Source organism: Anaerococcus sp. AH8042_DFU013_CI05 (assembly GCF_047936775.1).
Classification (GTDB): Bacteria; Bacillota; Clostridia; order Tissierellales; family Peptoniphilaceae; genus Anaerococcus.
The window spans coordinates 864026-878414 of sequence record NZ_CP175954.1; the positions used below are offsets into that span (position 1 = coordinate 864026).

Below are 14389 nucleotides of genomic sequence, written 5' to 3' on the forward strand. Positions count from 1 at the left end.
GGTATATACCAGGTCTTTTACCTATTTAATATTTACTCTGCTTTTTGTAGTTCTTCTTTAGCATGAACTAACTGAGTTATCAAATCATTATAAGGGGTTGAAATATTATGTTTCTTGCCTTTTTCAACTACTGCCCCATTTATAAAATCAATTTCTGTTTTTTTATGGTTTTTTACTAAATCTTGGTACATAGATGGATAATGATCTTTTGCCGATTCAGATGTTTGGTATATATAGTCAAGCATTTCTTTTTTATCTAACTCTATCCCATCAGCATTTCCTACTTCCACAAACTCATTTACAAGATCATCAACTATTTTTTTATGATCATCAGTTGAGAAAAACTCTCCTATCTTACATTCTAAAAGTGCTGATGTTGAGTTCATGGTTCCATTTACCATAACTTTTCTCCAAATAGCATGCATAACATTGCTATCATATTTAGTATATAATTTTGCATCATCTAATAAATCAGCAACTTTTCTTCCTTCTTCTTCATTGCCACCGATGTTTTGAACATCTATAGAACCAATACCTGAGATATTTATAGAACCTGGACCATTAATTCCCGCAGCCCATACTGTCACACCCATGTTTATTTGATCAAGATTAACATGTTTTTTAAAAATTGTTTCATGGCCCATTCCATTTAACAGACAGAGTATTTGAGTTTTTTCACTTGTTAGATGTGCTATATCTTGCATCATACTATCAAGTTTCATAGACTTTGTCATCACAATTATTAGATCAGCTTTTCTGCTAGCTTGAGGTGGTTTTAACGCTTGAATCTCTATCCTGTCTTCTATTTTTTCTGTCACTTCTAAGCCATTCTTATTGATTTGATCAATATGTTCTTGCCAATAATCAAGTAAAATTACTTCACTTTCAGTATTTTTTTGAATGTGATAGCCAATGGTACAACCCATTGCTCCACTACCTGCAATATAAACTAACATATTAACTCCCCCTAATTTTTGAATTCAAAAATAGATTCATCATAAACTTTTACAAAACGCTCAAAGATATAGTGCACAATAAATGTGACTATTATAGGTATTATTAACCAGAAAATTATCATTAAAATAACATTCATACCAGGTCCTCCTAAAGATGCTATAGGACTTACAAATCCTACTTGTCCAAAACCACCAGTTTCAGGTGTATTGACAATACCAAATAGCGATATTGGTATGGATGTAATTGCAGCAGATATTGCTATAGGTAGAGCCATAATTGGATTGGCAAAAAAGTTTGGCATCATCATTTTCATAGCACCTAGAAAAATCGCTATTGGAACACCTTTACCATTATTTTTATTTTTGGCAGTTGCTATTGTTAAAAAATAAGCACAAGTGGCTACTCCCATGCCAGCTGCTGCCGCTGCCATTCCGTCAAGACCAATAGCTAAAGTAATAGCTACTGTTGAGATAGGACTGATTATTATTATTGAAAATGCTATACAAATTAATAAACTCATTAAAAATGGCTGTAAATTAGTAAAGGAGTTTATACCTTCTCCAATGAAGAAAGTTATCTTTGAAACAAAAGGCAATAATTTAAATCCTATGTACCCTGCACCCGCTCCTATTACAATAGGTAGCAGAATAATATTTAAAGATCCAAATTTGTCTCCTACCAACAATACTAAGTAGACCGCGATAGCTGCTGTAATCATAGTATTTATTAAATCGCCAATGCCTGCAAGCTGAAAAATTGAAGATGTACTTCCATTTATTGTTGCTTCGACATATTTCCATGCTCCTGATCCTATCATAGCTGCCCCACCGATTGCTGCTTGTTGCATTGGAGTAAATCCAAAATTATGAGCAACTAAAAATCCTGTCATTAGTGGGGTAAAAAATTGAAACACCTGTACAATTCTTAAAAATTCACTTGCAAATGTAGAATCTGGAAATAGCTTTAAAATAACTGCTAGAACAGCATTTGGTATTAAAGCTATAACAATAGCCTGAGCTGCCCCATTTAGTACATTCATCAAGAAATTTTTGGGTTGTATATTTTTATTCATAAAACCTCCCTAATTCATCTTCTATGTTAAATTATATATAAATAATTGATAAATATTTAACATTTTAAATTAAGGATTTATTAGCAATATGTATTCTATCTAAAATCGTAAAAATAAATCCCTAGATTACTCTAGGGATTTTATCTTAAATCAAGTTATTTTCTTCTAACCATAATTCAATATCAGTATCTTTAACTTTTTCTTTTAGTCCTTTTGCAACTAATTTTGGCACTGGAAGATTTGGTTTTGCGTAGTCATTTAAAGCACTTACTGCATTCATTAAATATCTAATATCATATCTTGATGCATATACTTCAGGTATTCCTTTTTCAACTCCACATAAAGCGTAAACGGCTTCCATTGCTGTTCTTCCAGAGTATTCTGTTGTAAAGACTGTGTCTCTACCAGGTCTATCCAAGGTTTCTGCAAATTGACCTAGAAAGGCAAAGTTTACTGCTCCTTTTGGCACAACATATGGTCTATCACCAAATTCACGTGGCTCGAAATGACTTGTAATATATGGCATCATAACTGGGATTGCAGAGCATGTTTCGGCTAATCTGTCAATTTCTGCTGCTGGTACTCCAATATGATATAACCACTCTTTTGTGATTTCTTTACCTGTACAATCTCTCATAGCTTTTTCAACAAAATTACCTTTTTTATCTGAGAATAATCCATAAACCCATACGCAAACATCCTCTTTTGGTTGGCCAACATATTGAGGTTGTCTATTTATAGTCCAGCTCATTAACCAATTTGAGTCATGAACTGTCACTATACCACCTGTTACAGTTTTACCTGTGTATGGACTTCTTTGAGTAATTTTTTCTATATAATCTATTACTTCCCCACCATGAACAGTTACTGTGCAAGATTCCCAGTTTGTTCTTTCTACATCTGAACAGAATTTATCAGGCTTACCAAATTCATCAGATTTTAGGGCTATATTTCTCCAAAGTTCCCAGCTACCACCAAGTTCTGCACTAAGGTTTGCTGGAGTATTGTCATCACCATAGCTTGTTGATTCTGTCATTGAACCGTTTGTTATAAATACAAGATCATTTTCTGTTAGATCAATTGATTTATCCTCCCCTTTTGAATTTTCCATTACTAATTTTGTAGCTACTTTCTTCTCATCAGTAATATCAAAATCAACATCTTTTACAGTTACGCCATATTCGAATTTTGCACCTTTATCTTGTAGCCATTTAACAATTGGTTTGACAATTGATTCGTATTGGTCATATTGTGTAAATTGAAGAGCTGAAAGATCTGGTAGTCCCCCTACGTGGTGGATAAATCTGTTTAGATATAATTTCATTTCTAGGGCAGAATTCCAGTTTTGGAAAGCAAACATTGATCTCCATAGAGTCCAGAAATCGCTTTCTAATGTTTCTTTACTAAATACTTCATCAATTTGCTTATTTTCGAGTTTTTCATCAGCAGTGATTGTTAAATCCATAATTTCTTTTAAGGCTTTATCACTTAAATTGAATTTACAATTGTCATATCTTTGACCATTTTTATGGATTATACGACATTTACTGTAGTTAGGATCATCTAAGTTTGTATAGAAGAAATGGTCTAATATTGATTGATCAGGATCTTCTGCAGAAGGAACTGCACTATATAAATCCCATAAAATTTCAAAATGGTGACCCATTTCTCTACCACCACGAGCAACATAGCCGTGATGCTCTTCCTTGTAGTCTCCATCCAAGCTTCCACCTGGTAAGTCTAATTGTTCTAAAAATGTAATATTTTCAGGCTTCATATGAGCATCTTTTACTAGAAATCCACCAGCAGATAAGGCAGCAAGGCCCGTTCCTATTATATATGCTTTTTTATCGTCTATATCTTTAGGTTTTCTAGCATTAACTAATGAATGATAATTTCCATTTACAAAATGAACTCTGTCATCATAACTTTTTTTATTCATTTTTACTCTCCTTTTTTGATAAGACAAATTTTTTAGCTGGTATATAATATCAGTTAAAATATCTTATATTTAGATATTACCCTCTAATAAATTTATTAATCATTTATATTTATTTACTTTTATAATATTTATATGAAATAATATTTATATAAGTTTTTTGATAGATGAGTTAATATGTAATATAGATAATTTAAATATAAAAAACCAGCACTTAATGCTGGTTAAAAAGATCTATATATGCTTTCTTATTAATTTAATAGATAAAATGTTTCCATCTAGCTTAACTTGCGAATCATCCACTAAATATCCTATTACTTTCAATTCATCTTCACTATCAGAGTCCATTAATCCATCATAATAGTCATCATAGGCCAAAATTCTAGGATTGGTTAATTCATCCTTTAAGCTTTCTAAATCAATATTTTCTGGATTTATAGTTCCTTCTATGAAAACTTTTGTTGCTTTTTCATCTATATTTATATTTGCATTTATATTTTGAAAACTATTTAAAACAAAATATTCTACTATTACATTTAAGATTTTTCTTGCCTTATCTCTTTCCTTAATCAACTTTCACGCCTTTCTTTAAAACTTCTAAATAAAGGTAATAATACTGCAGCTACAAATGCTCCTGCTAGTCCGTTGTTATATAAGTTTAATCCTGCATGGATAAATCCGGTATTAGTTGCTACTGCTTTATGAATGAATCCGGCAAAGATACCTGCAATAAATCCAAATTCACCAGCTATCGGAGCTATAGTAGTTGAAAACAATCCTGTTAAAATTGCTGTTGTACTAGATGGTTCATATTTATTGACCGTACTTGCAATAAACACGCCCATCATAATAGGCAACACATTTCGTGGATGTTTACCAAACGCTGCAAATCCTATAATTGTAAAGATACCACCTAATATAGGTCCATTAAAAACTCCATTACTAAACTTTACAAAAAGTATTGCTATTAGTCCAGTTAAACCCATATTTATCATTACTAAATATTTATTAGAATCTATAGTATAATCACTTATTAATTTACCACTTTGTATCAAAATCTCTTTGTAAGCGCCTAAACCTTTGTTTTTAAATATTCCATAAATAACTAGGCCTAAGCAAAATACTAGAATAAATAAAAAAGAATAAAGATCATTTCCTTCATAGACTATATAAGTACTTGGTATTTCTCTATCAAACATTCTTAATATTCCTGCATAGATTATCCCAATTACTCCAAGGGTAAAACCGATATTGTATAGGGAATAACCATCGTGAAATTTTACAAAGGATGAGGAAATTGGAATAACAATTAACCCTATAATTATACCGGCTAAAAATCCTAAAGAAATTCCCCAAATTAATGAAAAATCGAATCCAAAAATAAGCACGCTAACTAGTGGACTTATACCTGTTACAAAACACATGACTTGCATATAATTTACAATCGATAATCCCATTATCCTCGTGTAAAGATACACTCCAATCATTAGTGGAAGAGAATTTAAAATATTTTTTCCAAAAAAACTAAATCCAGTTAGGGTAAATAATCCTGCAATTAAGGCACCAGTAATGGGAGTTCCGCTTTTTTCTGCAAAAATAAGGGATATAAAAAGCATAAAACCAGCATTCATAAAACTAGCACCCATACCACCTATTTCAATATAATCAGAAACTAAAATACTTGAAGATGTAAGTATCTTCAATAAACCTTGGTAAATTTCATATGGTGAATCTAAAAATAAACCATAGGCCATCATTATAATACTAAAAATATAAAATTCTAAATACTTAATTTTACTTAACTTTTTCATAATTTTATGATTTCACTTCTTTGTTTTTAAAGCTAATATTAGTAAGTGAGATTTTAAAAATTTTTGTAACAGACAAACTTCTTTTTATAGGTATATTAAAATAGTCCATCATATTTGGAGTATACTTTTGGCATAAGGCTCTCATAACATCTACTTTGTGATCCACATCAGTTAGCTCTATAGCCTTATCATTTATAATCACAGATTCATAATTAGTCGTAAAAACACTATTTACAAATTTTCCGTGTTTTGATGTATCTGCTGCCATTGCCTCTGCTTGATAACTATTATATAAATTAGGTACATGAGTATTTCCAACAATTGTTATATTTATAAATGGATTTTTTTCTAAGAAATCTATTTTTTTCCCTTTTTGTCCAGTATGAAAAAATAAATTATCCTCAACTCTTACCATAGATACTGGTATTGCATAAGATTCATTGTGATATGCCATAGATATAACTGCATATTGGGCATTATCAATAACTTCATAAGCTCTTATTATTTTTTCTTTATCAATATAATTAACCATAAAATCTCCTAAAATATCTATTAATCAAAGCTTTTATTTTATCTAATTATAAACTATAAATAAAATATTGACAATAAAAACGTATTTTATTATTATAATAGTAACTAGTTACTATTAGGAGGATAATTTGGAGAAAGAATTATTAACTAAAAAACAAATGAGTTTTGCAAATATATTTATAATATCAAATAGACTTCAAACAGCTTGTGAAAAAATTCAAAGTGATATTACCATGAAACAATGGCTAATGCTTGCAATCGCTTCAAATATGGATGGCGAAAAAAATTTGACTAGAATTGGAAAGCTTATGGGGTGTTCAAGACAAAATGTAAAAAGATTAGCTAAACCATTAGAAGAAAAGGGATATATAAGATTGGTAAAAGGATTTCAAAATTCTTTAAATATAGAAGTGACAGAAAAGTATATGCAATACTCACATAAAATGAGTGATAAGCATATAAAAACTCTAAATCTTTTATTTGATGAGTTTAATGAAAAAGAAATTATTGATTTATTTAATCTTTATAAAAAGTTAGAAAATGGCTTAGCTAAAGTTGAATCTTTTGGAGAAACTATGCATGAGGAGCTTTAGAAAAAAATTTATGATTATTATTGGAATTTTATTAGTAATTATCGGCGCAATCATTATTTACTTTAATATCTCATACTCACCACTAAAAAATAAATTTAATAATGACTTAGAAAATATAATTAATAACTCGCAGATTAAAAATCAGAACTTTACTGAAGATGACTTTAAATTATATCCTCCTGCCATTCAAAAGTATTTGAAAAATAATGGGTTCATAGGTAATCGAAAAATGAATTATATGAATATTTTATTTCAAGATACCAATTTTATCCAAGATCCCAAAAAACCAAAATTAAAAATTGACTATGACCAATATAATTTTGCAAAATATCCAGCTCGTATTGCCTACATCAAAAGTTCACTATTTGGAATTCCCTTCGAAGGATATGACTATTTATATAATGAAGCTGCAGGCATGAATGGCGTAATTGCAAAAAATATTACTCTTTTTGATCAAAATGGCCCATATATGGAGTCAGGTGCTTTATGTACATATCTTGCAGAATCTTTATTTATACCATCATCACTTCTTGAAAATGATATATATTTTAAAGAAATCAACCCATTTAATATTAAAGCTACAATAAATAGTAATGGCCTTAGTGTATCAGGTATTTTTACTTTTAACGAAAATTACGAAATGATAAAGTTCTACACTGAAGATCGAGCTTTAGTAAAAGACAATGGAACTGTTGAACATATCCCATGGACAGCTAAGTGTAGTGAATACGAGAGAAATGAAAGCGGAATTAATTTACCCAAAAAATTACAAGCTATATGGAATTACCCAGAAGGTGATTTGATTTACTTTGAGGGAAATGTAAAATATTTTGAATACAAATAAAAAATAAGTCTAAAATAGACTTATTTTTTATAGCCAACCATTCTTTCTTCACCCCAGTAAAATAATGCAATTGTTTCAGGACCTATATGGCTACCTATAGTTGGACCTATGTTAAAAATTTTAACTCCCCCATCAATATTTGGGAATTTATCTTCAATGAGTGTTTTTAACCCTTCTGCTAGCTCGATATTATCCGCTGTGGAGATATAAACTTTCTCATCATAGTCATATCCACCGATAATATTTTCTTCCATTTTCTTTATCATTGTATTTAAAAGTTTTTTTCTGGTTCTAATTTTACCAGTAACTATCATATAACCGTCATTGTTTATTTCTATTAATGGGCAAATATGCAACATACCACCAATATTGGCGGCTGTTTTTGAAATTCTCCCTCCGCGAGCTACGTATTCTAGATTTTCGTTGCTAGTGTAGTTTATAACATGGAGTTTATTTTCTTCGGTCCATTTATAAAGTTCCTCAGCACTGAGACCCTCTTTCTTTAGCTCAGCAAGTTTGCTAACTAGTAGCCCTACACCAGCAGATGCCATTTTTGAATCAACTGGATAAATATTTCTGTCTGGAAAATCTTCCTTTAGCATATTTATTGCCTCAAGTAATGATTCATATTGGCTAGACATACCTGTTGATAAGCAAATATGGACTACATCTTGCCCTGCCTCTAAAAAAGGTCTTAAATAATTTAAATATTCTCCGATATTTATTCTAGAAGTTGATGGAGTAGCACCCTGCCTCATATTATCATAGAAGCTTTTCATATCCAGTGATTGACCAAAATCATCTGGATAAGTTTCTCCATTTAGTACATAATTTGCATTTATAACGCTTACCCCAAGTTCTTTGACATAGTTAACTGCTAAATCAATCGTTGATTCACAAGAAAGTATATAGTCTGCCACAAAATCCCCCTAATTTTATATAATCAAATTCTTTTATAAAATATTTTTTATTCTTTCATCTAATTTTACCCTGTCTATAGAAATATCAAAAATTTCTATAACAAAATAATCTTCAAGATCTATGCTTGGATAAAATTCTGATTTTTTAATATCAAGATTGTCAATATTAACTGAATAGTCATCCTCACAATTTCCAATAATTATGTATTGAGCAAAGGGATAAATTAAATTTCCCTTATCATCTATATATGGATACCCAAGTTCATAAGCTTTATTTATATCTACATTTTTATCATTTAAATATTTATGTAAATTTGGATAAGAAAATTTTATACTCTCGCGATAAAATTTACACATATCACAATTACATATATCCTCAAATTGTAAATAAAATTTTTTTGTTTTTTCATAATCAATATTCATAAATTTTTCCGATCATATGTTAATCATACCACGGATTATATTATCACTTTAATTTATCCTATTCAATTTTAAAAATAATTATTGTATAATGAATTTGAAAGAAACTTTTTTAGGAGGAAATATGAAATTAAATAAAGTTTTTTCATTAGGAATGATTCTGATGACTACACTTACATTTACAGCGTGTGGCAATAATAATGCTAATGAACCAGCATCTACAAATAACGATACTACACAAACTGAAGATGTAAAAGAGAATGATACAAAGAAAGAAAATGCTGATGAAGCAAAAGATAAAGATACTGCAGATAATGAAAATGCAGGTGAAAATCAAAAAATTGACAAACTAACAGTACAATTTGTACCATCTCGTGAACCAGATGAAATCATTACAGCTACTGAGCCATTAAAAGATATGCTAAAAGAAGAATTAGCAAAAGAAGGCTATGAAGTAGAAGATGTAGATATTTCTGTAGGTACATCATACGAAGCTACTGGTGAAGCAATGAGTGCTGGAACAGTTGATGTTGGATTTATCCCAGGTGGAACATATGTAACATATGATGATGGTGTTGAGGCTATCCTTACAGCTACACGTAACGGATTATCAATCGAATCTGATGATGCAAAAGAATGGAATGACAAAGCTCCAACAGAAAAAGTTGATGACCAAGTAACATTCTACAGAGGTTTAGTTTTAGCTGGTCCTTCTGAAAAAGGCCAAGAACTTGCTGCAAAAATAAATAAGGGCGAAGATTTAACATGGGAAGACCTTGACTCTGCAAATTGGGCAGTTATGGGACCTACTTCTCCAGCTGGATATCTATATCCATCTCTTTGGTTAAAAAATAATTATGACCATACAATCTCTGACCTATCAAATGCAGTACAAGCAGACTCTTACCCATCTTCATTTGCAAGACTTGCAACAGGACAACTAGATGTTCTTGTAACATATGGTGATGCAAGAATGGACTTTGCTGATCAATGGCAAAGCGAATTTGGTGGAAAAAATGATATCTTTAAAGATGTACAAGTAATTGGTGTAACAGATAAAATGATGAATGATACAATCTCAGTATCAGAATCAAGCGAAAAAATGACACCAGAATTTATAGAAGCCTTACAAAATGCATTTATCAACATTGGTAATACTGATGAAGGTAAGGAAGTAATTGCTATTTATACTCACAATGGATACGAAAAAGCAAATCCAGCTGACTATGACTCAGAACGTGAAGTTCAAAAAATGGCAAGAGATGCTAACTAAGAATATATAAAATAAAAACTAAAAAGACCTATGCCCTAGCGGGTTTTAGGTCTTATTTTTTGATAAAGGAATTATAATGATAGAATTTAAAAATGTTTCAAAAACTTACGAAGGTGGATTTTTAGCCCTAAAAGATATAAATCTAACTATTCCTGATGGTGAATTTGTATCCATTATTGGATCATCAGGTGCGGGTAAATCTACCCTTATTCGTACAATCAATAAAATGCACGATATTTCAAGTGGAGAATTGATAGTCAATGGCAAAGATATATCAAAGCTAAGAGGAGAAGAATTACGTAATTATAGACGAACAATAGGCATGGTTTTTCAAGGATTTAACTTAGTTGAAAGAACAACTGCCCAAAAAAATGTACTCTCAACCTTTGTTCCAGATTTAAACTTTTTCCAAAAATTATTTGGGATTTATACAAAGGATATGAAAAGAAAATCTTTAGAAGCTTTGGATAGTGTAGATATCTTAGATAAGGCTTATTCTCGTACAGATGCCCTTTCCGGCGGTCAAAAACAAAGAGTAGCCCTCGCTCGTACAATTGTACAAAATCCAAAAATTATCTTAGCAGATGAGCCTATCGCAAGTCTAGACCCAGTATCTAGCCGTCAAGTTATGAACTATTTTAAAAAATTAAATCGTGAAGCTGGCATCACTGTGATAGTAAATATCCACGATGTCGAAACTGCCTTAGAATATTCTGATAGGATCCTTGGAATCAAAAAAGGTGAGCTAGCATTTGATGGTAAACCTTCTGAGGTAAATGTAGATGTTATTAGAAATATTTACGGCCAAGATCCTAAAAATATAGTTGTGGAGTAAACTATGGATAATATTTTTAAGCCAAAAACTATTACCCTATCTAACGGAAAAGTAGTAACTGAAAAAAAATCCAATACTCTATTGATTTCTATTATCCTCTTAGCTTTTTTAATTATTTCACTTAGGATAACAGGATTTAACAGCAAAATCCTTGCAAAAAATGGACGCAATTTATTTGTAATTTTAAAAGATTTGTTCAATCCAGATTGGGATTACTTACCAAAAGTAATAGGACCAACCATTGATACAATAAAAATGTCACTATTTGGATCTTTTCTAGGGGCCCTATTCTCTTTACCAATAGCTTTTTTAGCAGCATCAAATATGGTAAATAATAAATTTATAAACTGGTTTTTTAAATTAGTATTTACAATATTTAGAACCCTCCCTACTCTAGTAATCGCACTAATTGCAACTTATGTTTTTGGTCTGGGAACCCTAGCCGGTACTTTTGCAATATTTATTTTCTCTTTTGCTTATGTAGGAAAAATAATGTATGAAGAGATAGAAACTCAAGATCTCGGCGCTTATGAGGCAATGATTTCTATGGGCTACACAAGAACAATGGCATTTTTAAAAGGCGTTATCCCCTCAATTATGGCAACATATATCTCTACTTCCCTATTTAACTTTGAAGGAAATGTACGCTACGCTTCAATTTTAGGTTATGTAGGTGCTGGAGGACTTGGATTACTTATTAATGAAAATATTGGCTGGCGTGATTATAACAGAGTAGGCACAATTTTATTTGCTCTTGTAATAACTGTTTTTGTTATAGAATTAATTTCTAGAACAATTAGAAAAAGACTATCTTAGGAGAAGAATATGGATCAAAAAATAGAAAAAGTTTTAAAGGCTGAGCCAAATTATAGACTCATACGTACACTACTAACTATAATTACCATTGCCCTTCTCATTTGGTCATCAGGTGTTATGGACTTTTCAAAAACAAGTTCAAAGGGTTTAGGCATTATAAAATCAATTTTGGGCGGTATCATTCATCCTGATATGAGCCTTTTGACAGATTTTTCAGGGGATGGGCTTTGGTATTTAATTTTCGAAACTGTATGTATTGCCTTTGTTGGTACACTTATAGGTGCTTTAATATCCCTACCCCTAGCATTTTTATCATCTGCGAATATTGTTCCTAGAGTGATTGCAGAAATTTTTAAAATACTTATTTTGCTTATAAGAACAATCCCTGCAATTGTTTATGGTTTGATGTTTATAAGAGTTACTGGACCTGGGCCTTTTGCTGGGGTTATGACTATGACCTTTACATCCATCGGTATGCTTACAAAATTATTTCAAGAAACAATTGCAAATATTGACACGGACATACTAGAAGCTTTTGAATCTCTTGGAATTAATACTTGGGGCAAGATAAGATTTGGAATTTTGCCACAGCTATTTGCAAGCTTTCTATCTACAATTATTTATAGATTTGATATGAATATCCGCGATGCTACAACTCTTGGTTTGGTAGGAGCTGGTGGTATTGGTGCTCCACTTATATTTGCCATTAATGCCTATAGATGGAATGAAGTTGGAGTTATATTACTTGCTCTTATGATATTAGTTTTAATTGTTGAGCTACTTTCTACCAGATTCCGCAAAAAACTTGCTTACGGTATCTAGGAGGACTTTATGAAAATTACTATTTTAGAAACTAGCGATATGCACGCTTATATTTCAGATAAATCATTTGCAGAAACTAACAAAAGCGAACTTTTCTCCATGTCAAAAATAAAAACATATATTGATCAAGTGAGAAGCGAAAATGACTTTGTTCTTTATATAGATAATGGCGATAATATCCAAGGATCTCCTTTAGGAACTTTTTACCATAACAACAATGATATAAAAAACTTAGCTAGTTCTTATAACCTACTAAATCCAGATGCAATAGTTTTGGGAAATCATGATTTTAATTATGGTAAGGAATATTTAAAATCATATATAGATTATTTGGATGCTCCAGTGTTATCTGCAAACACCCTACAAAATGATAGTAGCTATTTGAATATCAAACCATATATCATCAAAAAAGTTGGAAATATTAAAATTGGAATTCTGGGCATTACTACCCAATACATCCCAAACTGGGAAAAACCTCAAAATATCCATGGTTTATCATTTAAATCCGCAATGGAAACTGCTGAGCATTATCTGCCAATACTTAAAAGTGAAGAAAAATGTGATATTGTAATTGTTTCTTACCATGGTGGTTTTGCAAAAGATTTAGAAACAGGACGTGAATTAACTCCGCAAACAGGAGAAAATGAAGGCTATGATTTGCTTTTCTCAGATTTAAATTTTGATGTATTTTTAACTGGTCATACTCACAAAGAAATAGCTGGCATTTATAATGACATAGTTGTTACACAACCCGGATTTGCTGGCGGGAAAATTTCTGAAATTTCTCTATATATAGACGAGGACAAAAATCTGGTAGATAGAGAAGTAAAGTTAGTGGATATGGCAGAAATAATTCCAAATGAAGAATTAGAAAAATTAGTAGAAGATGATTTAGTAGGTGTAAATGAATACCTAGACCAAAAATGCGGACAAATTTCACCATCTGCTCTTATAGACTCTGTACGAGAAGCACAAATTGAGGGTCATCCATATATAAATTTGATAAATCAAATTCAAATGGATTATGCAGACTGTGATATTGCAGCTATAGCAATTTATTCCTTGGATGCAAAAGGCATTCCAAACGATGTTACTATGCGTGATATTTTTTCAAATTATAGGTTTAATAATATTTTGATGAAAATTGAAGTAAGCGGCAAAGAATTTAAAGAAATACTAGAATATAATTCTAATTATTTTATGCTAGATGAAGAAGGATGTTTAGTTCAAAACCCCGAATATTTTATATTTAATTACGACATATATTCTGGCGTAAATTACACTTTTGATTATACAAGAGAAAAGGGCGATAGACTTATAAGTGCCATTTATAAGGGTCATGAGATTACTGATGATGAAAAAATTACTTTTGCAACAAACAATTACCGAGCAATCGGGGGTGGTGATTTTCCAGTTTTAGATGGTACACAGATAATTTGGGAATCAGTACTAGAAATGCCTCAACTTATTTTTGAATATATCCAAAATAAAAAATTAGTTAAGATAAGAGACCTTGATACAGTAAATATTATTGGATTTAAGGACGTAAAATAAAA

At 30.9% G+C, this 14389-nt stretch carries 15 protein-coding genes; 7 read left to right on the forward strand and 8 right to left on the reverse strand.

Translation table 11 applies throughout. From position 1 onward, the window contains the following. Nucleotides 1-32: 32 nt before the first annotated feature. From ACKRLN_RS04530 to ACKRLN_RS04555, 6 genes are all read right to left on the reverse strand, one after another. Nucleotides 33-956 (reverse strand): 2-dehydropantoate 2-reductase, encoded by a 924-nt coding sequence (locus tag ACKRLN_RS04530; RefSeq protein ID WP_416335357.1) that lies wholly within the window; start codon nt 954-956, stop codon nt 33-35. Between the two features lie 11 nt (nt 957-967). Further along, nucleotides 968-2029 carry a PTS sugar transporter subunit IIC gene (locus ACKRLN_RS04535; protein WP_416335358.1) on the reverse strand — a complete coding sequence of 354 codons (1062 nt, stop codon included), beginning with the start codon at nt 2027-2029 and terminating at the stop codon, nt 968-970. 145 nt (nt 2030-2174) lie between these two features. After that, a complete protein-coding gene (locus ACKRLN_RS04540) occupies nt 2175-3971 on the reverse strand; it encodes an oleate hydratase (protein ID WP_416335359.1) in 1797 nt (598 codons plus the stop codon). Nucleotides 3972-4202: 231 nt separating this feature from the next. Further along, nucleotides 4203-4541, reverse strand: coding sequence for a hypothetical protein (locus ACKRLN_RS04545; RefSeq protein ID WP_416335360.1), 339 nt, complete (start codon nt 4539-4541; stop codon nt 4203-4205). After that, nucleotides 4538-5779, reverse strand: coding sequence for a DUF1576 domain-containing protein (locus ACKRLN_RS04550; RefSeq protein ID WP_416335361.1), 1242 nt, complete (start codon nt 5777-5779; stop codon nt 4538-4540). The genes ACKRLN_RS04545 and ACKRLN_RS04550 overlap by 4 nt, the downstream gene beginning before the upstream one ends. Before the next feature lie 4 nt (nt 5780-5783). Then, nucleotides 5784-6311: a pyridoxamine 5'-phosphate oxidase family protein gene (locus ACKRLN_RS04555; protein ID WP_416335362.1), complete on the reverse strand. Its 528-nt coding sequence runs from the start codon at nt 6309-6311 to the stop codon at nt 5784-5786. 127 nt (nt 6312-6438) lie between these two features. Between ACKRLN_RS04555 and ACKRLN_RS04560 the strand changes: the two genes are divergently transcribed. After that, a complete protein-coding gene (locus ACKRLN_RS04560; RefSeq protein WP_296142786.1) occupies nt 6439-6903 on the forward strand; it encodes a MarR family winged helix-turn-helix transcriptional regulator in 465 nt (154 codons plus the stop codon). 10 nt (nt 6904-6913) lie between these two features. Then, a complete protein-coding gene (locus ACKRLN_RS04565) occupies nt 6914-7747 on the forward strand; it encodes a DUF6544 family protein (RefSeq protein WP_416335363.1) in 834 nt (277 codons plus the stop codon). 20 nt (nt 7748-7767) lie between these two features. Here ACKRLN_RS04565 and ACKRLN_RS04570 read toward each other — a convergent pair whose 3' ends face one another. Continuing rightward, the gene (locus ACKRLN_RS04570) at nt 7768-8667 is read right to left on the reverse strand and encodes a DegV family protein (RefSeq protein WP_416335364.1); all 900 of its coding nucleotides are present in this window, start codon (nt 8665-8667) and stop codon (nt 7768-7770) included. 33 nt (nt 8668-8700) lie between these two features. Then, nucleotides 8701-9090, reverse strand: a complete 390-nt coding sequence (locus ACKRLN_RS04575) for a hypothetical protein (protein ID WP_203128423.1) — start codon at nt 9088-9090, stop codon at nt 8701-8703. Between the two features lie 121 nt (nt 9091-9211). On the opposite strand from ACKRLN_RS04575, the gene ACKRLN_RS04580 reads away from it, so the two are divergent. The 5 genes from ACKRLN_RS04580 to ACKRLN_RS04600 all read left to right on the forward strand — a co-directional run bounded on the left by ACKRLN_RS04580 (nt 9212) and on the right by ACKRLN_RS04600 (nt 14387). Further along, on the forward strand, nt 9212-10360 hold the full coding sequence (locus tag ACKRLN_RS04580; RefSeq protein WP_296142792.1) for a phosphate/phosphite/phosphonate ABC transporter substrate-binding protein: 1149 nt from the start codon (nt 9212-9214) through the stop codon (nt 10358-10360). A gap of 70 nt (nt 10361-10430) precedes the next feature. Beyond that, a complete protein-coding gene (phnC, locus tag ACKRLN_RS04585; RefSeq protein WP_367270051.1) occupies nt 10431-11195 on the forward strand; it encodes a phosphonate ABC transporter ATP-binding protein in 765 nt (254 codons plus the stop codon). Nucleotides 11196-11198: 3 nt separating this feature from the next. Continuing rightward, nucleotides 11199-12011, forward strand: coding sequence for a phosphonate ABC transporter, permease protein PhnE (phnE, locus tag ACKRLN_RS04590; RefSeq protein WP_296142796.1), 813 nt, complete (start codon nt 11199-11201; stop codon nt 12009-12011). A 9-nt stretch (nt 12012-12020) separates the two neighbouring features. Further along, entirely contained in the window at nt 12021-12833 is an 813-nt protein-coding gene (phnE, locus tag ACKRLN_RS04595; RefSeq protein WP_296142799.1) for a phosphonate ABC transporter, permease protein PhnE, read from the forward strand. Nucleotides 12834-12842: 9 nt separating this feature from the next. Further along, the gene (locus tag ACKRLN_RS04600; RefSeq protein WP_296142801.1) at nt 12843-14387 is read left to right on the forward strand and encodes a bifunctional metallophosphatase/5'-nucleotidase; all 1545 of its coding nucleotides are present in this window, start codon (nt 12843-12845) and stop codon (nt 14385-14387) included. Nucleotides 14388-14389 lie beyond the last annotated feature (2 nt).